Source organism: Leisingera sp. ABM4_103 (assembly GCF_056158685.1).
Genome location: NZ_JBSWTU010000007.1, coordinates 23884 through 47097 on the forward strand (window position 1 = coordinate 23884; position 23214 = coordinate 47097).

General features: G+C 58.0%; 19 protein-coding genes and 4 pseudogenes. 14 read left to right on the forward strand and 9 right to left on the reverse strand.

Translation table 11 applies throughout. From position 1 onward, the window contains the following. Positions 1-9: 9 nt before the first annotated feature. Positions 10-261, forward strand: a pseudogene (locus tag ACXAED_RS22435) (IS110-like element ISMmg1 family transposase); the annotation flags it as partial. A 176-nt stretch (positions 262-437) separates the two neighbouring features. Continuing rightward, positions 438-1493 (forward strand): annotated as a pseudogene (locus tag ACXAED_RS22440) (IS3 family transposase); the annotation flags it as partial. Positions 1494-1747: 254 nt separating this feature from the next. On the opposite strand, the gene ACXAED_RS22445 reads toward ACXAED_RS22440, so the two are convergent. Then, complete coding sequence (locus ACXAED_RS22445) at positions 1748-2899, reverse strand: IS110 family RNA-guided transposase (protein WP_475053760.1); 1152 nt, start codon at positions 2897-2899, stop codon at positions 1748-1750. A 294-nt stretch (positions 2900-3193) separates the two neighbouring features. Between ACXAED_RS22445 and ACXAED_RS22450 the strand changes: the two are divergent. From ACXAED_RS22450 to ACXAED_RS22485, 8 genes and pseudogenes are all read left to right on the forward strand, one after another. Beyond that, positions 3194-3431: pseudogene (locus tag ACXAED_RS22450) on the forward strand (IS3 family transposase); the annotation flags it as partial. Between the two features lie 576 nt (positions 3432-4007). Continuing rightward, positions 4008-4439: a nuclear transport factor 2 family protein gene (locus ACXAED_RS22455; RefSeq protein ID WP_096790531.1), complete on the forward strand. Its 432-nt coding sequence runs from the start codon at positions 4008-4010 to the stop codon at positions 4437-4439. Between the two features lie 164 nt (positions 4440-4603). Beyond that, positions 4604-5002 (forward strand): annotated as a pseudogene (locus ACXAED_RS22460) (Mu transposase domain-containing protein); the annotation flags it as partial. Between the two features lie 288 nt (positions 5003-5290). Further along, positions 5291-6400: an S-(hydroxymethyl)glutathione dehydrogenase/class III alcohol dehydrogenase gene (locus ACXAED_RS22465; RefSeq protein ID WP_096790530.1), complete on the forward strand. Its 1110-nt coding sequence runs from the start codon at positions 5291-5293 to the stop codon at positions 6398-6400. A gap of 51 nt (positions 6401-6451) precedes the next feature. Further along, on the forward strand, positions 6452-6850 hold the full coding sequence (locus tag ACXAED_RS22470) for a VOC family protein (RefSeq protein WP_475053746.1): 399 nt from the start codon (positions 6452-6454) through the stop codon (positions 6848-6850). A gap of 153 nt (positions 6851-7003) precedes the next feature. Next, positions 7004-7831, forward strand: coding sequence for an S-formylglutathione hydrolase (gene fghA, locus ACXAED_RS22475; RefSeq protein WP_475053749.1), 828 nt, complete (start codon positions 7004-7006; stop codon positions 7829-7831). Positions 7832-7852: 21 nt separating this feature from the next. Continuing rightward, positions 7853-9205, forward strand: coding sequence for an NAD(P)/FAD-dependent oxidoreductase (locus tag ACXAED_RS22480; protein ID WP_475053761.1), 1353 nt, complete (start codon positions 7853-7855; stop codon positions 9203-9205). A gap of 65 nt (positions 9206-9270) precedes the next feature. Next, positions 9271-10530, forward strand: a complete 1260-nt coding sequence (locus ACXAED_RS22485; RefSeq protein ID WP_475053764.1) for a DUF3422 family protein — start codon at positions 9271-9273, stop codon at positions 10528-10530. Between the two features lie 297 nt (positions 10531-10827). Here the strand turns inward: ACXAED_RS22485 and ACXAED_RS22490 are convergent, their stop codons facing one another. Then, the gene (locus ACXAED_RS22490) at positions 10828-10980 is read right to left on the reverse strand and encodes a transposase (RefSeq protein ID WP_475053765.1); all 153 of its coding nucleotides are present in this window, start codon (positions 10978-10980) and stop codon (positions 10828-10830) included. A gap of 291 nt (positions 10981-11271) precedes the next feature. Here ACXAED_RS22490 and ACXAED_RS22495 point away from each other — a divergent pair, with 291 nt between their 5' ends. The 3 genes from ACXAED_RS22495 to ACXAED_RS22505 are packed head-to-tail and all read left to right on the forward strand — an operon-like array spanning position 11272 to position 13452. Beyond that, entirely contained in the window at positions 11272-12042 is a 771-nt protein-coding gene (locus ACXAED_RS22495; RefSeq protein ID WP_475053767.1) for an amino acid ABC transporter substrate-binding protein, read from the forward strand. Positions 12043-12046: 4 nt separating this feature from the next. Further along, entirely contained in the window at positions 12047-12721 is a 675-nt protein-coding gene (locus ACXAED_RS22500) for an amino acid ABC transporter permease (protein ID WP_475053768.1), read from the forward strand. Beyond that, complete coding sequence (locus ACXAED_RS22505) at positions 12718-13452, forward strand: amino acid ABC transporter ATP-binding protein (RefSeq protein ID WP_475053770.1); 735 nt, start codon at positions 12718-12720, stop codon at positions 13450-13452. Before ACXAED_RS22500 ends, ACXAED_RS22505 begins: the two co-directional genes overlap by 4 nt. Before the next feature lie 130 nt (positions 13453-13582). On the opposite strand, the gene ACXAED_RS22510 is transcribed toward ACXAED_RS22505, so the two are convergent. The 3 genes from ACXAED_RS22510 to ACXAED_RS22520 form a co-directional block, all read right to left on the reverse strand. Further along, positions 13583-13732 carry a hypothetical protein gene (locus tag ACXAED_RS22510; protein ID WP_475053772.1) on the reverse strand — a complete coding sequence of 50 codons (150 nt, stop codon included), beginning with the start codon at positions 13730-13732 and terminating at the stop codon, positions 13583-13585. A gap of 203 nt (positions 13733-13935) precedes the next feature. Next, complete coding sequence (locus ACXAED_RS22515) at positions 13936-14208, reverse strand: hypothetical protein (RefSeq protein WP_475053775.1); 273 nt, start codon at positions 14206-14208, stop codon at positions 13936-13938. A 16-nt stretch (positions 14209-14224) separates the two neighbouring features. Beyond that, a complete protein-coding gene (locus tag ACXAED_RS22520) occupies positions 14225-15571 on the reverse strand; it encodes an ISNCY family transposase (RefSeq protein ID WP_475053777.1) in 1347 nt (448 codons plus the stop codon). A 254-nt stretch (positions 15572-15825) separates the two neighbouring features. Here ACXAED_RS22520 and ACXAED_RS22525 point away from each other — a divergent pair, with 254 nt between their 5' ends. Further along, entirely contained in the window at positions 15826-16761 is a 936-nt protein-coding gene (locus tag ACXAED_RS22525) for an IS110 family RNA-guided transposase (RefSeq protein WP_475053778.1), read from the forward strand. A 380-nt stretch (positions 16762-17141) separates the two neighbouring features. Here the strand turns inward: ACXAED_RS22525 and ACXAED_RS22530 are convergent, their stop codons facing one another. From ACXAED_RS22530 to katG, 4 genes are all read right to left on the reverse strand, one after another. Then, a complete protein-coding gene (locus ACXAED_RS22530) occupies positions 17142-17978 on the reverse strand; it encodes an IS5 family transposase (protein ID WP_475053780.1) in 837 nt (278 codons plus the stop codon). 196 nt (positions 17979-18174) lie between these two features. Further along, the gene (locus ACXAED_RS22535) at positions 18175-20142 is read right to left on the reverse strand and encodes a sigma-54-dependent Fis family transcriptional regulator (protein WP_475053782.1); all 1968 of its coding nucleotides are present in this window, start codon (positions 20140-20142) and stop codon (positions 18175-18177) included. A 102-nt stretch (positions 20143-20244) separates the two neighbouring features. Beyond that, positions 20245-20733, reverse strand: a complete 489-nt coding sequence (locus ACXAED_RS22540; RefSeq protein ID WP_475053784.1) for a hypothetical protein — start codon at positions 20731-20733, stop codon at positions 20245-20247. A 253-nt stretch (positions 20734-20986) separates the two neighbouring features. Then, positions 20987-23203, reverse strand: coding sequence for a catalase/peroxidase HPI (gene katG, locus ACXAED_RS22545; protein ID WP_475053786.1), 2217 nt, complete (start codon positions 23201-23203; stop codon positions 20987-20989). Positions 23204-23214: the final 11 nt, after the last annotated feature.

The following is a 23214-nucleotide window of genomic DNA, read 5'->3' on the forward strand; positions in this document are numbered from 1 at the left end:
AGCATTCTGATGGAGATCGCAGTTCTGGGCATTGATTTGGGAAAGACGACTTGCAGTGTTGCTGGTCTGGATGGCGATGGCGCGGTGGTTCTGCGCAAACGCATCCGACGCCATCGGCTGTTGGCCTTCTTGTCCAGGCTCTCACCTTGCGTCGTGGCGATGGAAGCATGCGGCGGCGCCCACCACCTTGGCCATTTCTGTGTGGAGCGAGGGCATGAGCCGCGTCTGATGTCGCCTCTCTATGTCCGGCCTTACGTGAAGTTGGACTAACCCGCTCCGCCACGGCGGAGCGGCAGAGATGTCATGTATTCAGTGGGAGCCACATCTGCGCGAAAATGAAACGGCTTTTGTAAGCCTGATGTGATCCCCGAAAACGCCCCCGTTTTTGATTAGAGTTTTCCGCAGAGAATCCCTGGCTGGGAGAGGAGCGGAAACGCATGAAGGCATCGAAGTTCACGGACGCGCAGAAGGCGTTCATCATCAAGCAGGCGGAGGACGGCACCTCGGTGGCCGAGGTCTGCCGCAAGGCCGGGATCAGCACGGCGACATTTTTCAACTGGAAGAAAAAATATGCTGGCCTGATGCCATCCGAGATGAAACGGCTCAGGGAACTCGAGCAGGAGAACGCGCGCCTGAAGAAGATCGTCGCGGATCTCGCGCTCGACAAGGAAATGCTGCAGGACGTCATTAAGCGAAAGCTTTGAGGCCTGCCCGGAAAAGGACGCTGGTCGACGGGATGCGGGCGGATTGGCAGGTGTCGATCCGCCGGGCCTGCGAGGTGATCCGGTTCGATCCGAGAACCTATCGCTACAAATCCCGCCGGCCTGGGCAGGCCGCTTTGGAACAGCGGATACGGGAGATTTGCCAGACGCGCGTGCGCTTCGGCTACAGGCGTGTGCATGTGCTGCTGCGCCGGGAGGGCTGGGAGATCAACGCCAAGAAGACCTATCGCATTTACAAGGAGTTGGGCATGCAGCTTCGGAACAAGACACCCAAGCGCCGGGTGAAGGCCAAGCTGCGGGATGACCGCAAGGAGGCTGTCAGCCCCAATGACGTCTGGGCTATGCGCTGCCCGAAAGGCGATTGCGCAGGCGCAATCTGCCGGAAGGGACTTCGTTCATGATCAGCTGGCGACAGGCCGGAAAATTCGGGTTCTGACGGTCGTCGACACCTTCTCACGCTATGTCCCGGTGCTTGATGCTCGGTTCACATATCGCGGGGAGGACGTGGTCGCGACGCTTGAGCAAGTATGCAAGCGCACCGGCTACCCAGCCACCATCCGTGTTGACCAGGGCAGCGAGTTCATCTCCAAGGATATGGACCTTTGGGCCTATGCCAACGACGTGACATTGGACTTCTCCCGTCCGGGCAAACCTACCGACAACGCCTTCATCGAGGCGTTCAATGGCCGGTTCCGGGCGGAGTGCCTGAACGCGCACTGGCTCATGAGCCTTGAAGATGCAGCCGAAAAGTTGGAGGCTTGGCGTAGAGACTTGTATGATATCTTAAGTGTCAAGCTTCTGTTCTTCCCTCCGGTTCGTATCCTCGTGCATGTGCTGGCGGCGGCGCGCCTGGCGCCTCGACTTGTATTCGGTCGGGACAGCTCCCGAACCACGATCCCAATTCATGGTGGCCAAATGCACGTCTGCCGGGACGGGACCAAACTACAACGCGGCGTCTGAAGCGCCCTCTCTACGCACGGTCAACGTTCCGGCTTCCGGTCACCCGTCGGTGGCCGAATTCTGAATCACTCGGTCTTCAACCTGGCACCGGTCGGCACAAGGCCGTCTTCGACGAACCGCCAAAGCGCGATGGCCAGCTTCCGCGCCAGTGCGACGATGCCCACCTTGCCAGACCGTCCGGACTGCCCGGCGAACCGCCGACGATACCACAGTGCGAGCTGGCTCTGCGGCTGGTATCGGAGCCAGCACCAGGCGAGTTCGACCATCATCACCCGCGCCGGCTTGTTGCCAGCTTTGCTAATGCCCTGATCGCGTGAGAGATCACCGCTGGCGTAATGGCTCGGTGCGAGGCCCAAGTAGGAGGCGAGATGCCTTCGGTTCTGGAAGCGGCGGCAGAAGACTTCCGCGACCAAGGTCGTCGCACCACCTTCCCCGATACCACGCAACCGCCTCAGCATGGCTATCTTCTGGCCACAGGGTACTTGGTCAGGCTGTTCGGCGATTGCCGCGCGTTCTGTGTCCAGCGCTCTCAGTTGTGCGATCACCAGGTGGAGACGCTCGAACTGCCGCCCAAGTTCCCGCAAGAGATGGCTGCCGAGGGGCCGACCGTCACCTGTCCTGACCCTGTCGAGCCAAGCCCGCCAGTCGCCGCCGTGAAGCCCCTGCACGCTGCGGATCCCGTGCAGGTTCAGGAGTCCGCGGATGCGATTGACATTGCGTGTGCGCTCCTTGACCAGTTGCACGCGCTCCCGGGAGACCCGCTTCGCATCCTCTTCTTCCGGGCTCGGTACGCGCACGGCGCGGCAGACTGACTTGTCGCCGAGAAGGAACGCCTTCAGCGTGAAGACCATCGCCTCGACGTCGATCCGGTCGGTCTTCACCCTCCGGCCACGGCGAGACACGAGAAAGCTCGACGCATCCAGCACCGTCACGTCGATCCCGCGATCGGTCAGAAACCGCGCCAGCCAGAACCCGTCGTAGCCGGCTTCAAAGCACACCCGCGGCCGGACACTCAGATACCCCCTGCGGACCGCCTTGTCGGCAATACCGGCGAGCGCTGCGAGGAGCCCGTCCGCGTCGCCACCCGAGACGGTCACGGTCAGCACCTTCTCCAGCCCCGGCAGGAGAGCGCCGAGCAACCATTTGCTGCGGCTGAGTTCCAGTGCCACATAGCAGTCGGCCGAAGCACTACGCGAGTCATGTTTTTGGGTCTGCATATCGATCCTCCTCGGTTTGAACTCCTAAGAAGATCGGGCAATCGGCTCCCGCGGAGAACCTGCATAGGATCTACAATGAAGAACGCCCGCACGGGGCTATCGGGAACAAGGTCCCGGCAGACCTGATGAAATCAGTTCACGACACCAGCCCGTGAACCTGATGGAACCGGGAAATTCTAACAACGGCCGAGGGCACGTTGGGGAGCACATCAACCCTGAACAGAGCTAACTGAAAAACGCGGACTCTAAAGGGAGCACGTCAAACCGACCTGGTGCTCCTAGCCCCATCTAGGACAGTCCCGTCTCAGTCTGGGCAGCTACGATCGTCCAAGGATGACAGAAGAGCCGAGGGAGCTAAAACAAACTTGGCCTAAACGTTGGTCATCGTCGTGTTGGCCGATTGACGCGAGAGTATGGCATGCACGTCGCATGATCCAAGGAATACAAGGTGACGACCGACAGCAACCGCGCCTTCACCATCGCGTCCAACCTGCTGAATCGGGACTTCCATGCAGATACGCCATTTCAGAAATGTGAACCGATGCGGTGGATGCCCCCACCCAACGACATCTTTTATGCCATGATGGTTTTATGGGAGCCGAACGGAGGGCATTGTGACTGAAGTCGCTCGTAGGCTTGTCACCGTCGCCAATGCCGTGTGCAAAAGACGTCAGGAATGGGGCCCAGACACCTCAAAAATACAGTCGCTACACAAAGAGCAGGCCATTGAACGAACTATTCGTATACTGTATGGTAGTATGCGGGGCGAGCCTGAAGGCCACTCGCATCAGACATCTGCTGATGGCCGCAGGTGTCAAATGAATAGCGATGTTGCCAATTGCCGAACGGACCGAAAGTAGAACCTAATAAAATAGTTCATTGGCTTGGATTGGCGGCACGTCGCTCCGTCCCATCCACAATAGCATGTGTGGATGGGACGGAGATAATAACCTGGCGGTGGCACCTCCTTCAAATGTGACATCAGGCCCTCTTAGGCCTGCGAAGCCTGAAGCTTATGGGCGCTTGAAAGCCTCAACGTAGAACTGCTGACGAAGTCCGCCGGAGGCATAACCTGCGCTGGCTCGTGACCAAACAACGAGATGAGATAATGACGCACACTGAACTTGTCCTCGCTTGGCTAAAAGCCATCTGGGAGGACGGAGACCTAGAGGTGATTGACCAGCTCCTGTCCCATGAGGCCGTTTTGGTCGGAGTGAGTTCACCCTACTTGGAGCCCGGAGTAACACATCGCGATGTGGCAGAAGCGCTACAACACTTACTCGGACCACGGCGGATCTCCGTGACGCATATCATAGAGCAGGGCCTGTGGGTCTCGGCGCGTTTAGTCTTCCATCTTAAAAACCCATCAAATGGTCTTGATTTCGATGCCCCAGCTCAAATATTCGCCAAAGTGGAAAATGAAAGGTTCACCGAGTTTTACTCAACGATGGATTACCTCGAACTAATCCAAAACTTGGGATTAGTTCCCGACGACACCTTTTACATCCTTCTAACAAAGCACAAACTCACATGGCAGTGAACCAGGTCTCTGTGACTGTTTTGCAGGCCGCAGAATTGGTCAGGCCAGCGAGGCGCTGTTCTCCCTGATGGGATGAACTCGTACTTCGATCTTCCTGGCTGGTTTTGTCACATGAACTCGGCGGCGGTTGCCGAAGTGCTGACATCAGCGTTATCGAATTGTTTGGCTGGGAGAAAGGGCAGGTCGAGATCCAGGTCGGCGTTGTCCGTCGGCGCTTCTTCGTGCCCAGGCCCAAGTTTAAGAGCTACGCCGAACTCAACGCCTGGCTCGAGGACCGCTGCGTTGCTTGGTCCAAATCTCATCCGCATTAGGGGCTTCGAGACCGCACGATCTGGGAGATCTTCGAGGGCGAGTGGGCGAGTCTGGTGCCATATGTCGGCCCCTTTGATGGATTCCACGCTATTCCGGCATCAGTCTCGAAGACCTGTCTCGTCCGGTTAGACAAGAACCGCTACTCGGTGGATGGCCGCGCCGTCGGTCGGCCAGTCGAGATCCGCGCCTATGCCGAGCGGGTCGAGTTCTGGCAAGACGGCAAGATCATAGGGCGGAATGAACGAGCCTTCAGCACTTGTTCTTCCGGGATGAGGCCTCAGCTCCCGTGACGGTGTCTTTCGACATCATTTTGAAAAACAACAAAAATATTGAGCCTATTCTTTCGGGGTTCATGAGGTGTTGGCGTCGGGCGCTATAAAAAGGAGATGTCACTTGCATACTATAGGGGAGTATGCTATCTAATCGTTCAAGGAGTGAGAGACGCTTCAATCCCCGCTGATGACATCAGCCCGGAAAGCGCACTTCAGCATGTTCGCATGCTCCCAAAGGTTCCGTTTCAACCAACAAGGAATACGAAAATGAAGTCACGTGCCGCCGTAGCCTTTGAAGCAGGTAAACCGCTTGAAATCGTAGAAATCGATGTCGCGCCTCCCCGGAAGGGCGAGGTCCTCATTAAAGTTTCCCACACCGGTGTTTGCCACACTGATGCGTTCACTTTGTCCGGCAATGATCCGGAGGGGATTTTCCCTGTGGTTCTGGGCCATGAGGGCGCTGGTGTCGTAGTCGAGGTGGGTGAAGGAGTCACGAGCGTCAAGCCAGGCGACCACGTCATCCCGCTCTATACCGCTGAATGCGGTGAGTGTGAGTTCTGCAAGTCCGGTAAGACCAATCTCTGCGTCGCGGTACGCGCGACCCAAGGTAAGGGCTTGATGCCTGACGGAACCACCCGCTTCTCGTATAATGGTCAGCCCCTCTTTCACTATATGGGTTGCTCGACATTCTCTGAGTACACGGTTGTGGCAGAGGTTTCCCTTGCCAAGATCAACCCCGAAGCCAACCATGAGCATGTATGTCTGCTCGGGTGCGGCGTGACCACCGGTATCGGCGCTGTTCACAATACCGCCAAAGTGCAGCCGGGCGACTCCGTTGCCGTCTTTGGTCTCGGAGGTATCGGCCTTGCCGCCATTCAGGGGGCGCGCCAGGCGAAAGCTGGGCGCATTATCGCAATCGATACCAACCCGGACAAGTTCGAGTTGGCACGTCAGTTCGGGGCCACCGAATGCATCAACCCGAAAGACTACGAAAAGCCGATTCAAGAAGTCCTCATTGAAATGACGGGTTGGGGTATTGACCATACCTTCGAGTGTATCGGCAACGTCCACGTCATGCGGGCTGCCTTGGAGGCGGCTCACCGCGGCTGGGGTCAATCGATCGTCATTGGGGTCGCTGGCGCTGGCCAGGAAATCTCGACGCGGCCATTCCAGTTGGTCACCGGCCGTGTGTGGAAGGGCTCTGCTTTCGGGGGGGTCAAAGGACGGAGTCAGCTGCCGGGCATGGTCGAAGACGCCATGAAAGGTGAAATCGACCTGGCACCCTTTGTCACCCACACCATGGGCATCGAAGACATCAACGAAGCCTTCGATCTGATGCACCAAGGCAAATCGATCCGCACGGTGATCCGCTACTAATCAGCGGGTTGCAATCTTTACTATCAACACCAAACATCAAGGAAGTTCTCTATGGCTAATCCCGTAATCTCTGGTGACGGCATCTTCTCGCACGTCTTTCTCGGCGCCGCCGACATGGAAAAGTCGGTCGCCTTCTACGACGCGGCACTGGGTGCGCTAGGTATCAGCAACCTCGGTCCTTTCGGTAACGGATGGAACTTGTATGGTCGCGACAAGCCGGCCTTCCTCATCGCGCGACCGGGCAACGGCGATGAGCCCTCCAGCAACGGCGCTACCGTAGGTTTTGCTGCGGCCTCTCCGGCCGAAGTGGATGCGTTCCACGCTGCAGGCCTGAAGGCTGGGGGCACCGATGAAGGTAAGCCCGGTCCCCGGGATCACCTGCCGGGCGCCTATGCAGCATACCTGCGTGATCCGGCGGGCAACAAGATCTGCGCGTACGCTTTCGTTTGAAGAACGGAAGATCACAGCGATACCTGCTGACCAATGAGTAATTGTCGCCGACGCTGAAAGAAGCGTCGGCGACGCTCCCCCCCTGAAGTCAAACCACAGGGCATCTAATGAGATGCCACTCCTTCCTGTGGTCGTCAGAGCAAGGAAACCAACATGGAACGTGTCGAACATCACGCCAGCTTCGGCGGTTGGCAGGACGTCTATCAACATGACTCGATTAGCCTGGGGTGTTCGATGAGGTTCGGCGTCTACCTACCGCCACAAGTTGAAGACGGCAAAGCGCCGGTGCTGTACTGGCTATCCGGTCTAACCTGCACCGAACAGAATTTTATTACCAAGGCCTCCGCGCAGCGGTTCGCGGCCGAGCATGGTATTATCCTTGTCGCTCCAGACACCAGCCCGAGAGGCGAAGGTGTCGCTGACGATGAAGCGTATGATCTGGGGCAGGGTGCTGGCTTTTACCTGAATGCATCGCAGGCGCCGTGGAGTTCGCACTTCAAAATGTACGATTACGTGGTTGATGAATTGCCCGCGCTAATCGAAAGCTCCCTCCCTGCGACTGATCGGAGATCTATCTCTGGTCACTCGATGGGTGGGCACGGTGCATTGACGATAGCGCTGAAGAACCCCGGTCGCTACAAAAGCGTTTCTGCGTTTTCCCCCATCGTTGCTCCAACTCAAGTGCCATGGGGCAAGAAGGCCTTTGCAGCCTATCTTGGCAACGACCCCGAGGCCTGGAAACAGTACGATACGGTCGAACTGATAAAAACCGCGCAGGAGCGCCTCCCCATCTTGGTAGATCAAGGTGGAGACGATGAGTTCCTGGCCGTTCAACTCCGCCCCAACCTGCTCAAGGCTGCTTGTGATGAGGTTGGCCATCCGCTGACTCTTAATCAGCGGGCGGGCTACGACCACAGCTACTACTTTATCGAGAGTTTTATAGGCGACCATCTCGCCCACCATGCTGAAGCATTGTCTTGAGCAAAAACCGGAGTAGAGAACATGCGACAGGACACAAGCAACGATAGCCAGCTGGGACCGTCGGGTGGTCATTCCACAGAGGCTAAGTCGGATTACTCCAACGCGCGTCCACGCGTTGTGGTGGTCGGCGCAGGATTTGGTGGCCTTGAAGTTGTGCAGAGCCTAGCCAAGAAGGGGGCAGATGTGACGATCATTGATCGGCGCAATCATCACCTGTTCCAGCCCTTGTTGTACCAGGTGGCAAGCGCTTCGCTTTCGACTTCGGAAATTGCCTGGCCTATTCGCGCTTTGTTCAGCAAACGCAAGGACGTACGAACGCTCCTTGCCGAAGTGGACGGGGTCGATGCCCAGACGCAGAGCGTCTTGCTCACTGATGGAACGACCATACCCTACGATATCCTCGTACTGGCCACCGGAGCTCGGCATTCCTACTTTGGCAATGATGCTTGGGAGCCCTACGCGCCCGGGCTGAAGTCCCTTGAGGATGCAGTGACGATACGTCGACGCGTATTGCTCGCATTCGAGAAGGCCGAGCGTGAGCCAGACCCCGCTCGCCGGGCTGCCTTGCAAACCTTTGTCGTGATCGGCGGTGGCCCGACAGGGGTTGAGCTGGCCGGTACAATCGCGGAACTCGCCCACTTGACCTTGAAGCAAGACTTCCGGTCTATCGATCCGGATGCGACCAAGGTTATATTGATTGAGGCTGGTCCACGTCTCTTGCCTGTCTTTACGGAGAAGCTCTCAGATTACACTCGTAAAGCTCTCAAGAAACTTGGCGTTGAGATCCGACTCGGGAAACCCGTGACAGAATGTTCTTCAGAGGGAGTTACGGTCGACGGCAAGCACCTCCCAGCTGAAACAATACTCTGGGCCGCAGGCGTTCAGGCATCGCCAGCAGCTCGATGGCTAAATACCGAAGCTGATCGTGCAGGACGTGCTATTGTCGGCCCCGACCTCACAATCCCGGACAATCCGAACATCTTTGTGATCGGAGACACTGCAGCGGCAACAGGTGAAGATGGGAAAACCGTGCCGGGATTGGCACCAGCTGCCAAACAGCAAGGCCAATACGTTGCCGATCTAATCAGCCGGCGCATAAAGCAGAAAAAGCCACCCGCGCCGTTCCGTTATCGCCACCAAGGCAACCTCGCCACCATCGGTCGACGCCTAGCGGTTGTCGACATGGGGCGTCTCAAGTTGCGCGGGACATTCGCTTGGTGGATGTGGAAGTTGATCCATATTTACTTTCTTATTGGCGTACAGAACAGGCTCAGCGTAGCCTTAAGTTGGACATGGACGCATAGCATCGGCTACCGAAGCTCCCGTCTCATAACTTACGCCGACCAGAAGGCAGACACAGATATCAAACAATAGAAGCGGAGGGAAATAGCGTGAGCATGAATGGCAACGTCGGCGAGGTTCGAACCAGGGTCTACGGAATGGAATCTCATGAAGATAGGCTTGTGGCTGTCGAGGAAGTCCATGCTCGCCCTTTTCCTATTGTACAGGCTTCCAGCGCCCTGACCCAATTGGCCTTCATGAACGAAGGAAATCTCGAGAAAGATCGAGCTACACTAGCAGAAATTTCTCGTCGTTTGGGAACTGAAAATCCAGACCACGAAACTCCCCATCACGGACTAACGTGGAATCAAAGCGGGCTTCATTGCGAAAAACACACCGAGTTTTCGACCTATCTTTGGAGTGCACCAATCGATGAAAAAACCGGAAAACTGAAGGGGCAAGATCCTTTCAAGATGGGATTTAAAGCGCCCGGCCCTGTCGTTTGTGGCATTCGCCTCGATGTTTTGCCTTGGTCTGAAGAGAACGCGAAACTTATTGAAACCTTTAATCCGACAAGTCGCTGCCACTCTTTGGTCGAAGAGGGCATGGCGGATATTGTCACAGATTTCCAGCAAGATCGGGACGGTCTTACTCGAATGTTGATCCTAGATCATGGCCTATCACCTTCGAGACTTGGAGCGTTGGCCCAACGGTTGTTGGAGATCGAAACATACCGCACTCTTTCTCTTTTGGGCATCCCTATGAGCAGAGAAATCACTCCTCGATTGCGTCGTATGGAGAAGCGCCTTTCTACCGTAACTGCCGAGATGCGTCTTTCGGCACGTCAAAAGAGTGAAGAACTGTTGTCGGAACTCACGGATCTGTCAGCCGAACTTGAGGCTGAAACAGCTGCGAGCCTCTATCGGTTTGGCGCAAGCAAAGCGTATTACGAAATTGTAGAAGAAAGGTTGACCGCCTTGGGCGAAACCTTTGTACCTGGATGCTATAGATGGCGTAACTTCCTGCATCGTCGCATTGCACCGGCAATGCGCGCTTGCCGCTCGGTAGAAGAGAGGCAGGCAAACCTATCCGACAAACTGGCGCGCACGACTTCACTACTTCGCTCTTGGATAGATGTACAACTTGAGCGCCAGAATGGCGACCTCTTAGCCTCAATGAACGAAAGAGTGAGACTGCAGTTAAGGTTGCAACAAACTGTAGAGGGTTTGTCCGTGGCGGCGATTTCCTACTATGTAATCGGCCTCCTCGCCTATTTCATTAAGGGGATACCGGGACTATACAGCATCGTAGCCCCGGAATTGGCAATCACTGCGTTTGTGCCCGTTATAGTCATAGCTATTTGGTGGACTGTAAGACGCATTCAAAAATCGCACAGCGAACACAATCAAGATCATTAAGATATACTTGTGTCAGTGCAAAACCGTCTTCTTGATCACCTTAACTAGCTGTTGCACAATCTGGATATATTGGCGTGTTTTTTAGTCATGCGTGCTGATATGAGGTACAAAGAAAATGATCAACAAAACAGGGGGGAAATCAAACTCTAAACGACCGCAACTGTGAACTTGACAATGCTTTCACACTTGTTCGCGGAACTGGAACCTTCAAAAAGTGTGGCAATAGCCAGCGTCAATGAACCGGCATTCTGCTTCTTGAGATTGTTGATTTTCGCTTCTCAATTCGGCGGGTTCAAGTCAAGCGTAGTCGAGGAAGTTCCGATGCGGTAAACTGTACAGCGTGGCGCTGCTCATGCCATGTTCGCAGCACCGCACGGCGGCAGGCACACCGCCCTCCATCTGGCGCAGGGCGCCCATGATCCGGGCCTCTGTGAAACGTGTCTTCTTCATCGGAATCTCCTCGTTCCTCCTGACGAGAAAATTCTACTTGCGCACCCCCTAAGGATCGAGGGGATTACCCCCGGGGCACGGAGCACAGGCCAAAAGCCTCCCGGTATGCGCATACCGGACCAGCCCAGCGGTTCTGGAGATTAAACGCTCATTCCGCTTGAGGTGGAAGATGCAGAACGGCGTTCCGGCCAATGCGCGTTAGGCGGCGACAGGGGATTTTTCTCTTCCTAGCCATTGATTTCCGGAGCCCGCGAAAACACCTAGTGCTCCTAGTTCAAAGGAGTTGCCAGAATGCTCAAGTCCATCGTCACCGCCACATTTCTCTTCGCCGCATTCAACGGCGGGCTTTCCGGTGCGGTTGCCGCGCAGGAGGTCCAAACCCTGCGCGTCGGAATGTCGGGCGGCTATTTCCCCTTCACCTTCGTCAAGCAGGATGTGCTGCAAGGCTTCGAGGTCGACGTGATGAACGCCGTTGCCGAGGAAGCGGGCCTCGACGTCGAGTTCGAAACCATGTCCTTCTCCGGTCTCGTCGGCGCGCTCGATGCGGGCCGCATCGACACGATTGCCAACCAGATCACCATCACCCCCGAGCGCGAGGCGAAGTTCGCCTTCACCGAGCCCTACGTTTACGACGGCGCACAGGTGGTGGTGCGCGAAGGCAATGAAGAGGTTACCGGAGTTGAGGATCTGCGCGGCCGCATCGTAGCGGTGAATCTCGGCTCGAACTTCGAGCAGCTGCTGCGCGAGCTGCCCTTTGCTGACGAGGTCGAGATCAAGACCTACGAATCCAACATCGCGCAGGACACCGCGCTGGGGCGCGTCGACGCTTTTGTGATGGACCGCGTTTCTTCGGCGCAGCTGATCCAGGAAAGCCCGCTGCCGCTGGCGCTGGCCGGCAAACCCTTCTCCGAGATCCGCAACGCGCTGCCCTTCCGCAACGACGAGGCCGGCATTGCGCAACGCGACCAGGTCGATGCGGCACTGACCACCCTGCGCGAAAACGGCACGCTGGCCGAGATCTCGCAAAAGTGGTTCGGCACCGATATCACCAGTCCGGAGTAAGACGATGCAGGGACTGGACCTCGATTACATGCTGGGGCTGGTGCCCGTTATCCTGGGCTATGTCCCGCTGACGCTCGGCATGGCGGCAGCGGGGATGGTGCTTGCGCTCATCCTCGCGTCGCTGCTGGCGGTCGAGCGGGTGTTTCGCATCCGCTGGCTCGACTGGGCGGTGGTGCTCTTCATCAGCTTCTTCCGCGGCACGCCGCTCTTGGTGCAGCTGTTCCTCTTCTACTACGGCCTGCCGCAGGTGCTGAGTTTCCTGACCAGCATCGATGGGATCACCGCGGCAATCATGGGCCTGACGCTGCATTTCTCGGCTTATATGGCCGAGACGATCCGCGCCGCCATTATCGGCGTCGACCGCAGCCAGTGGGAGGCGTCCCAGTCGGTCGGCATGACGCAGCTGCAGATGATGCAGCGGATCATCCTGCCGCAGGCGACGCGCGTCGCCGCGCCGACGCTGGTCAACTACTTCATCGACATGATCAAGGGCACCTCGCTGGCCTTCGCCCTCGGCGTGACCGAGATGATGGGCGCAGCGCAGAAGGAGGCTGCGGGCAGCTTCCTCTACTTCGAGGCCTTCCTCGTCGTGGCGCTGATCTACTGGGCCATGGTCGAGCTGCTGAGCCAGGGCCAGAAACGGCTCGAAACCCACCTGAACAAGGCATATGCACGATGATCTCTATCCGAGGCCTCAGCAAAAGTTTCAACGGCACGGCGGTGCTCAACGGCATCGACCTCGACATTGCCCCGGGTGAGCGGGTGGTGATCATCGGCCCCTCGGGGACCGGCAAATCAACGCTTCTGCGCTGCCTCAACTTCCTCGACCAGCCCGACGCAGGGCGGATCACCATCGGCGATGTGGCGCTGGATACCGCCCGCGCATCGCGGGCCGATATCCTGGCTCTGCGCCGGCGCTCCGCCTTTGTGTTCCAGAATTACGCGCTTTTTGCCAACAAGACCGCGCAGGAAAACATCATGGAAGCGCTGGTCACCGTACAGGGCCGCTCCAAAGCGGAGGCCGCCGCACGCGCACTTGAGGTGCTGGCCGAGACCGGTTTGGCGGACAAGGCAAGCAGCTATCCGGCGAGCTTGTCGGGGGGGCAGCAGCAGCGAGTCGGGATCGGCCGGGCCATGGCCATTGGCTCCGAACTGATGCTGTTCGACGAGCCGACCTCAGCGCTTGATCCCGAGTGGGTCGGCGAGGTGCTGGACCTGATGCGCCGCGTTGCGGAGCGCAAGCAAACAATGCTCATCGTCACCCATGAGATGCAGTTCGCCCGCGAGATCGCTGACCGGGTGATATTCATGCACGGCGGCAAGATCGTCGAGGAAGGCGCGCCGGAGCAAATATTCGGCGCACCAAAGGACGTGCGGCTCCAGCGGTTCCTGAGCCGGCTGTCGCGCTGATTGGGGGGCAGCGGGTACACACAAATGTAAACACCATTCAGAAATGTCACCAAGAGGCGTGACGTGAGCAAGGCTTAACAGCCCGTAGACCCCACATATCGAAGGGCTGAAAAGCCTTGCGGGGCTCAGGTCATAGACCGAGCTTTCGCCGCTCTTTCTTATTGTAGAATGCTTTGATGCCTTCTTCGTGCAGGACCTCTTCAAAGGCGCGCCAGGCGAGGCCATCACCGAAGAAGGGCGGGTTATCGGAAACCGTCAACGTGCCGAACTGGTTCTCCACGGACAGGATCCAGCCGGGATTGATGCTGGTTCGGTAGATCTCAACATCGAGATGATGCCCGCTGTGAACTCAATGTAAACACCATTCAGAAATGTCACCGGCTGCGCAAAACAGAAACGTCACCAAGAGGCGTGACGTGAGCAAGGCTTAGCAGCCCGTAGACCCCACATATCGAAGGGCTGAAAAGCCTTGCGGGGCTCAGGTCATAGACCGAGCTTTCGCCGCTCTTTCTTATTGTAGAATGCTTTGATGCCTTCTTCGTGCAGGATCTCTTCAAAGGCGCGCCAGGCGAGGCCATCACCGAAGAAGGGCGGGTTATCGGAAACCGTCAACGTGCCGAACTGGTTCTCCACGGACAGGATCCAGCCGGGATTGATGCTGGTTCGGTAGATCTCAACATCGAGATGATGCCCGTCGATGACGACGGATTGCGTGTAATCGGAGAAGATGATCTCTGGGTCGTCGTCGGCAGTCATGCCTTCATTCTTGGGCCTATTCTGCCGCGTGCACAATCTTCTTCTTGGCCCGCGACCCTGACGGCCGGCCTGGTCTCCGGCCATTCGGCTTATAACCCATCTTCTCTGAGTTCGTCCGCACCTTGGGCTTGGGCGGGGCTTTCTCCTGCATCTCTTTGACATGAGCCAGAACAGCACTGAGCCGTTTGTTCTCGGTGACGGCAGCATGGGTGACGCGCTGGTCCATATCAAAGACTCTGTAGGGCAGGGATTGGCCTTTCCACCGCACCTCAAGCCGGCCATCCGCAAAGGCATAGGTATCCACATATTTGCCGACCAGAGCGCGTGACAGCTCGTTTTCCTCCAGCATGATCCGCTTGCGGTCATAGGAAAATGTGAGCTGCTTTCCGACATATCGGTTCTCACGCCAGCACAGCACTTCCGCCAAACGGTCCGGTTCCACATTCAGCGCCCGGTGCAGGTTATCCGGTTTGGCCGGGGCCTTGGAAAACTTGGCGTTGAAGCGGGCCTTGAAGCCTTCCAGAAAGGCGTTTCCGGCCTCCATATTCGAAACACCTGCCAGTCTCAGCTCTTTGACAAGCCGGTCCTGAAGCGTGCGGTTCGCCCGTTCAACCCGGCCTTTGGCCTGAGAGCTGTTTGCGCAGAGGATCTCGATGTTCAGCTCGTTCAGCGCGCGCCCGAACTGGGTCATGCCTGCGCCGTTCTTGGCATCGGTTTTGGACACTCGGAATACCGAATGCTTGTCGCTGTAAAAGGCCACCGGACGGCCATGCTGAACCAGATAACTTTCCAGCGCCTCGAAATAGCTGAACGTACTTTCCGACTTCACAAAACGCAGCTCCATCAAGGTGCTGGTGGCATCATCAATGAAGACGAGCAGGGTGCAGGGCAGCGCGCGATCCTCAAACCAGCGGTGATCGGAACCGTCGATCTGGATCAGCTCGCCATAACATTCCCGGCGCAAACGCGGCTGGTGAAATGTCCGGCGCTGTTTGCGCGACAGCCAAATGCCGTCTTCGATCATCCATTTGCGCAAGGTCTCACGAGACACTTTGAACCCGTGATTCTTGGTCAGCATCTCAGCCGCCAGTGTCGGGCCGAAATCCGGGTAATTCTCTTTGATCAGGCTCAGAGCATAGTCGCGCTTCGCTTTGTGGATCCGGTTGTTCGGAGGCTTGCCGCGCGCCTTGTGACGGATCGCGGATGCGCCGTCCTGGCGGTATCGCTTCAGCAGCCGGAATACCTGCCGCCGTGTCAGATCCAGCAGGTTCGCCGCATTCTCAACCGTCAGCCGGCCGTCATCGACCTGTGCCAAAACCTCCACGCGGTTCAACTCGCGCTCGCTCATCATCACCCATCCCATGCCCGATCTCTCTGCCTGTTCTCATTGCAGGCGAGAGTGACACTTCTTGTCTTAGGCTGATCCTTGGCTTCCATGCGATAAGGGAGCCGCTGACCGGCACCTCAAATATGCCGGACAGCGGCGGGGGACGGATCGGGACATTTCAGGTCGCGCAAGGACCGAAAAGCAGTGTGATCGCCCCCGTCTTTTCTATCGACCTGAACGGATACAGGGGCGCAAAGCCCGCATGACAAGACGAGGTGAGGAAAAGACAGATGAACGATACCATTGGGATCGACGTGTCGAAAGACTGGCTTGACGCATTTAGCAAGACGCGCGCTGAATACAGGCGGTTCGCCAATGATGGTAAAGGCCTACGCGCGCTTCATCGATGGATAGAAATTGGCAACGCCAGTTTGGTCGTGTTCGAGGCATCGGGCGTCTACCATCGGCGTCTGGAGAACAGCCTTTCCAGAGAGATTTTCCCTTATTGCAAGATCAATCCTCGGCAGGCCCGCCGATTTGCCGAAGCGACGGGGAAAATTGCGAAGACTGATAAGGTCGATGCAGCGGTTTTGGCCAAGATGGGTGCCGTTCTGGAGCTTAAGCCGCAAGCACCCAAAGCCGAATATCTCAATACTCTCAGAGAGATGATGACGGCCAGACGCGGTTTGATCAAGGATCGCGTCACAGTGCGTACGCGGATGCAGACAACCACTCAGAAACTGCTGAAGCGTCACCTGAAAGAGCGGCTGGCTCAAGTTGAGAAACATCTCGAACAGATCGACCAAGCCATCCTGGATCTTGTTGCGCAGGACGAAGAATTAACCGCGCGCTTCGACATCCTGACAAGCATCCCCGGCATCTCAACGGTCACAGCTTTTTCAATGCTAATCGAAATGCCAGAACTGGGAGAGATGACTGGGAAACAGGCCGCATGTCTCGCTGGTTTGGCTCCGATCTCACGCCAATCGGGCAAATGGCAGGGCAAGGAACGTATTCAAGGTGGGCGGGCATTCTTCCGCCGCGCCATGTACATGCCAGCACTCTGTGTCATCCGCCACGATCTGAGCGCAAAACGAAAATACGATCAGCTGGTGAAAGCTGGAAAACCGCCAAAAGTTGCGTTGACAGCTATCATGAGGAAGCTTGTCGTCATGGCGAACGCGCTTCTCCGCGACGGGCGAATTTGGTCAGAGAAAAACGCTTGATCAACACGGATACTGCTTTGCGGCTACACTCAAAAACCGCGTAATCCGGCTTATGTTAAATAAGGCAGTCTATCTGACCTAAATTGCGCCTGCTATGCGTGCGGCTGACTGATGCAGTATTGCCGGTACGCATCGTGCTCCGCGCCTTTGACCAGCGCCGGTTCCCAGCCTTTTGCAGGGTCATAGACGCGCATGGTCATCAGGGACCGCGTTGCACGAATAGCGATCGGGCCGCATTTGCCCCTTTCCCCGGTTCGTTATGCGACACGCTCATAGGCTGCACGACCGAGACGGGTCATGCGGTTGAGGGCGTTGACAGCGATGCGGGCTTCGGTTGTCTGAGTCTCCATGGTGCGGCTGCGCAGTTCCGGTCCGATGACCTATTTGTAGCGCCCGATCTGGGCCTCGCCGCGCGATCTCTGACCATATCCGGTGGCCCTCTGCCATGCCATTCGGCCAGTTTCGGTTATCATGTCGAGATGGGCGTTGCGTGCCTGGCAATCTCCGGGAACGGCGTTCTTCGGCGGCGGAATGATCAACTCGACATCCGGACCAAACGCGTGCCGGATTGTCGCGGCGGTTGGTACACCATCATAAGCTCCGTATCCGATGAAACGGCGCACCGGACCGGATACCTCGGCAAGAAGGGCGGGCAGAGCGCCGGTGTCCCCGACATGCTGGGGTGTCAGGCAGGACGCCACAAGCTCGCCGCTCTCCGGATCGAAGCCGATATGCTGTTTGCGCCATATCTTGCGGGCCTTCGGCAGCCCGTGCTTCTCCCGCATCCACTCGCGGCCACCGTGGACACGCAGCCCTGTGCTGTCCACAACCAGCGCGATCGGACCACTGGCTGTCCGGGTGTCGGGCGCGATCTGAAGCGATGGCGCACGCCGGCAAAGCGTCGAAAAATCCGGCACGGGGAGGTCCGTCTGCATGAGCGGCAGCGGACTGCGGACAAAGCCCTGCGTTTGGCGAAGCGGCAAGCCGAACACGGCGCGCAGGGTCAAGCAGGTCTCGATCGCCAGATCAGGATATCGTTGTTGACCACCGCGCTTGCCAGAGCGCGCTGCGCCCCACCGGGACACCGCGTCTTCGCTGAACCAGACCGTTACGTCACCACGCTGGCGGAGCGCCTCGTTGTATTCGGCCCAGTTCGTCACACGGTACTTTGCCTTCGCAAACTTATCCCGCCGCGACGCGTTGAATTTGAAAGGCATACCAGCATCCCGCAGTCAAATCGAAGGACCAGCTACGCATCGGAAACGATTTGTGCAACACGCTCATTTCGGAGCTGTTTTCATAGGTATACAGGGTCATTTAGCCAGACATATGAAAACGCGTTCCGGCAGCTTGCTGCGTTATCTGTGGGTCTTTAATGCTGTAACTGCCCTCTGGACCCTTTAGCCCGCGACCTCAGACCTTGCGGATGTGATACCGCTTGATCTTGCGATAAAGCGTTGGCCGCGAGATCCCCAGAACCTGAGCCACCTTGGTCAGGTTGCCGTTCTCCGCAGTGATCGCCCGGCGAATGGCGCTGGCCTCGATGCTTTCCAAGTCACCGGAATGGCCGCCGAGGATGTGCTCCAGCGAATCCTCGGTGCCATCATCGAAATCGTCCTGAATCTCCGGTGGCAGGTCCCGCTCAGTCACGAAACCACCCGACTTCATAAGGTAGAAGCGCTGGACGACATTTCTTAGCTCCCGGACGTTGCCGGGCCACTGGTATTGCAGCATCAATTCCATCGCCCGCTCGGCAAAGGTCATCGGCGGGCGTCCGGTTTCTTCGGCATATTTCTTTGAGAAATGGTCGAGCAACGCGACGATGTCGTTGCCGCGTTCGCGCAAGGGGGGCACCTCGATGGTCATCACCCCGATCCGGTAGAACAGGTCGCGGCGGAAATTGCCCTTCTCGATCTCCTGGCGCAGGTCGCGGTTGGTCATCGAAACCAACCGGACATCGACCGGGCGCCGCTTGTTGTCACCCATTCGGTAAATCGCCCGCTGTTCGAGCGCCCTGAGCAGGTAGGGCTGCAATTCGATCGGCATGTCGCCAATCTCGTCGAGGCAGAGCACCCCGTTGTTGGCCTGTTCGAACCTCCCGGCGCGCCCGCCCCGGACGGCGCCGGTAAAGGCGCCCTCCGAATAGCCGAACAGTTCCGCGCCGATCAGATCGCTGGAAATGGCAGCGCAGTTAACCGGCACGTAGGGCGCTTTGTTATCCGGTATGCGGCTGTGGATCAGGCGCGCGAACAATTCTTTGCCGACCCCGGTTTCACCTTGAATCAGCACCGAAACATTGGCCAGCGCCGCGCGTTCGGCCAGGCCGATGGCATCCGCCATCTTCGGCGACGACCCGATGATCTGGATCTCGCCCTCGGCCACATTGACCCGCGGCTTGATGGTGCAGGTTGCTCCAGCCTTACGCTGCATCTTGCCCTTGTCCTTGAGAAACAGGGCGGCGCCGCGAAAGACGCCTTCCAGCTTGAGCCGTTCGATGCCTTCCGCCTTAACGTTACGAGGCAAGAGCTTGGGAATGTCCTGGTCTGACAGGCCTTCGAGTTTCGGCAACAGCTTGTGGCCGACCGACAATTCCTTGGTCCGGCGCTGCGGATCATCGTCCAGCCCTCGGCGGAACAGCACTCGGCCTGACTGATCGACCAGCACCACGCTGTCATGCGCGCGGCTGTAATCCGACATCAGGAAGGCCTCCAGCAATTGCGTGCGTTCAACCTGTTTCTGTTCTGCCAGCGCAATCTCGATCTCGCGCGCCGCCGCCAGGACCAGCGCCACATTGTGCTGGCGAAAAATCTGCGGCGGACCGGACAGATCCACGACACCGATCACGTTCTGGGTGAGGGGGTCGAAGATCGGCGCACCCGCGCAGGTCCAAGCCTGTACGCCTTCGGCAAAATGCTCGGAGGCGTGCACGTAAGAGGGTTTGCCGGTCTTAAGAGCCGTGCCGATGCCGTTGGTGCCGATGGTGCGCTCGCTCCAGTCGCCGCCAAGTTGCAAATGGATTTCCTGGCCCTCGTCCAGTACGTGTTCGTCACCGATGGCGTCGATGATCACCCCCTGGCTGTCAGCCAGGATCAGGATGGTGCGAGCCTCTTTCAGATGCGGCTCCAGCCGCTTGAAGGCCGCCGAGGCCGCCTGGCGGAGCGCGGAATTGCGTTCGCGGCGGAGAAACAACTGGCTTTGGTCGATCACCTTGCGCGATGCTTGGCTGCCGGCATCGACTCCCAACTCCCGGCTGCGCCGCCAGGAATTGAGGATCTCATCCCGTACGTTCGTCGGCATCCCGTTGCCATCCTTGTCGGAGGAGACAAATCTCTCCCAGGCCTTGCGGGTATCGCCTTCCGAATAGCTGGAGTTATCAGGCAATTGCTGCGCCCTCTCGCTTTTCTTAAGTGTCGTTGCGGGCCTGTACTAACGGCCCTGCAGGTATTCCATCCGGTCTATTACGAGAAAATTGCGCGGAAGGGTTCAATCGTCCTGCGGTACAAGCAAGGCTTCAATCGCCTCTGCAAGGGTGCGATCGTTAAAGGTGTCGGTCATCTCCACCCCGTCCAGATGCGCCAGCGCGGCGGCGGTGCCGCCCTCCAGCGGCGAGAAGAAACCGTTTTCCTTCGTCGCCAGCATAAATTTTTTCGATATGAAGTTGCCGCGGATCTCGCCCAGCATCTGCATCTGGCGGCCTGTCGACTTGTCGACCAGCACCACACGGTTGTTGAGGCTGACCTTGACATAAGGCTCGGGCACGTCGGATGTGACCCGCGCCTTCATGTCGTGAATGATCAGTCCGTCGGGCTTCGGCTCTTGTTTCCGGCGCTCCTGCTCTGCCTGCATCCGGCTGAATCCGCCATTGCTGATCTGATCCGCAAGTTTGCGTATCGTGCCAGCATTTTCCGACAGAAGACGCTTTGCCTTCACGTCTTCAAGACGCGGACCGTCGCGCTTTGAAAAAATATCCACCACTACTTTTCCTCCCGTGTAAAAATGTTAGCAGGCTGCGCAGCCAATTGCCAAAACTTTAGGATCGAATATGGCCGCAACAGGCTTTTTCTTGCGGTTTTTGGTTGTGTTCCGAGCATGTCTAGTGGGCGAAACGCGGTTCCGCGATCTGGGCATACATGGCAGACACAACCTGTCGGGGACCCGTGTCTGGCCCCCGACATACTCGCTAACAAACCAAATACGGTTTTCGTCTGATCCACCGTGTCAGGCGTCAGTTCAGTTCGAACCGATCAGCATTCATAACCTTGCTCCAAGCCGCTACGAAATCGGAGACGAAGAGGCCTTCATTGCCACGGCTGGCATAGACTTCCGCCAGCGCCCGAAGTTGCGAATTCGATCCGAATACAAGATCTACGCGCGACGCGGTCCATTTCTTGGCACCGCTGACGCGGTCGCAACCGTCAAAGACACGCTCGGCGCCGTTGACCGGCACCCATTCCGTCTCCATGTCCAGAATGTTGACGAAGAAGTCCGAGCTAAGCGCCCCGGGGTTCTTTGTCAGAACACCCGTATCCGTGCCTTTATGGGTTGCGCCTATGCTGCGCATCCCGCCGACTAGGACCGTCATCTCAGGAGCGCTGAGACCGAGAAGCTGGGCTTTGTCCACCAGAAGTGCCTCGGCCGGAACCGAATAGGCGGCTTTCTCGTAGTTGCGGAAACCGTCTGCAATTGGCTCCATCGGAACGAAGGACTCGGCATCGGTTTGGGCGGCGCTCGCATCGGTGCGACCCGGGGTGAACGGCAGGGTAACGTCGTGGCCTGCGGCTTTTGCCGCTTCTTCGACGGCCGCATTGCCCGCGAGAACGATAACATCTGCCAGAGACACTTTTTTCCCACCAGACGCGCCGCCGTTGAAAGCGCTGGTGATGCCAGACAGCACATCGAGAACGTGTGCCAGGCGATCCGGCTCGTTGACCTCCCAGTCCTTCTGCGGGGCAAGACGGATGCGCGCCCCATTGGCACCGCCGCGCTTGTCCGATCCGCGGAAACTGGAGGCCGAGGCCCAAGCCACCCAGACCATATCGGCGACCGATAGGCCGGAGCCCAGGATTTCCGCCTTCAGCGACGCGATATCCTTGTCGTCGATCAGCGGATGATCCACAACCGGGACCGGATCCTGCCAAATCAGTTCCTCGTCGGGCACCTCTTTACCCAGGTAGCAGGCTTTGGGCCCCATGTCGCGGTGGGTCAGCTTGAACCAAGCGCGGGCAAAGGCTTCGGCAAATTCCTCTGGGTTTTCGTGGAACCGTTTGGAGATCGGGCCATAGACCGGGTCCATCCGCATCGCCATGTCGGCAGTGGTCATCATCACCGGCACCTTGGAGACTGAGGCATCGACTTCCGGCGCGTGATCCTCGTCCGAAAGCCCCTTCGCGTGCCAGATATGCGCGCCGGCCGGGCTTTTTGTCAGTTCCCAGTCGTAGCCGAAGAGCACGTCGAAATAACCATTGTCCCATTTGGTCGGGTTCGGCGTCCAAGGGCCTTCGATGCCCGAGGTCGTGGTGTCCACGCCCTTGCCGGACTTGTGCGCGTTCTTCCAGCCGAATCCCATTTCGTGCAGCGGGCAAGCCTCGGGCTCTGGCCCGACCAGCGCCGGGTCCCCTGCGCCATGCGCCTTGCCGAAGGTGTGGCCGCCGGCGACCAGCGCCACGGTTTCCTCGTCATTCATCGCCATCCGGGCAAAGGTTTCGCGGATGTCACGACCCGAAGCGATGGGATCTGGGTTGCCGTCCGGGCCTTCGGGATTGACGTAGATCAGGCCCATTTGCACAGCAGCCAACGGGTTTTCAAGTTCGCGGTCCCCGGAATACCGGCTGTTCGGCTTGTCGGAGGTTGCCAGCCATTCCGCCTCGGCGCCCCAGTAGACGTCTTCCTCTGGCGCCCAGATATCCTCGCGCCCGCCAGCGAAGCCAAAGGTCTTGCCGCCCATGCTCTCGATGGCGACGTTGCCAGCGAGGATCATCAGGTCGGCCCAGGACAGGGCATTGCCGTATTTCTCCTTGATCGGCCAGAGCAGCCGGCGGGCCTTGTCAAGGTTGCCGTTGTCCGGCCAGGAATTGAGCGGCGCAAAACGCTGGTTGCCGGCCGAGGCCCCGCCGCGCCCATCGGCGGTGCGGTAGGTGCCTGCGCTATGCCAGGCCATGCGGATGAAGAACGGCCCGTAATGGCCGTAATCGGCGGGCCACCACTCCTTGCTGTCAGTCATCAGCGCGGTCAGGTCTGCTTTGACAGCACCCAGGTCGAGCGCCTTGAAGGCCTCTGCATATTTGAAGCCTTCGGGCATCGGGCTGGATACTGGCTGATGCTGATGCAGCACCGAAATATTCAGCTGGTTCGGCCACCAGTCGCGGTTGCTGCGCCCCGCCTTGTTTGTTGCGCCATGCATGACGGGGCATCCGCCCGCCTTCCTCATGTCATTTCCGTCCATCTTCGTCTCCC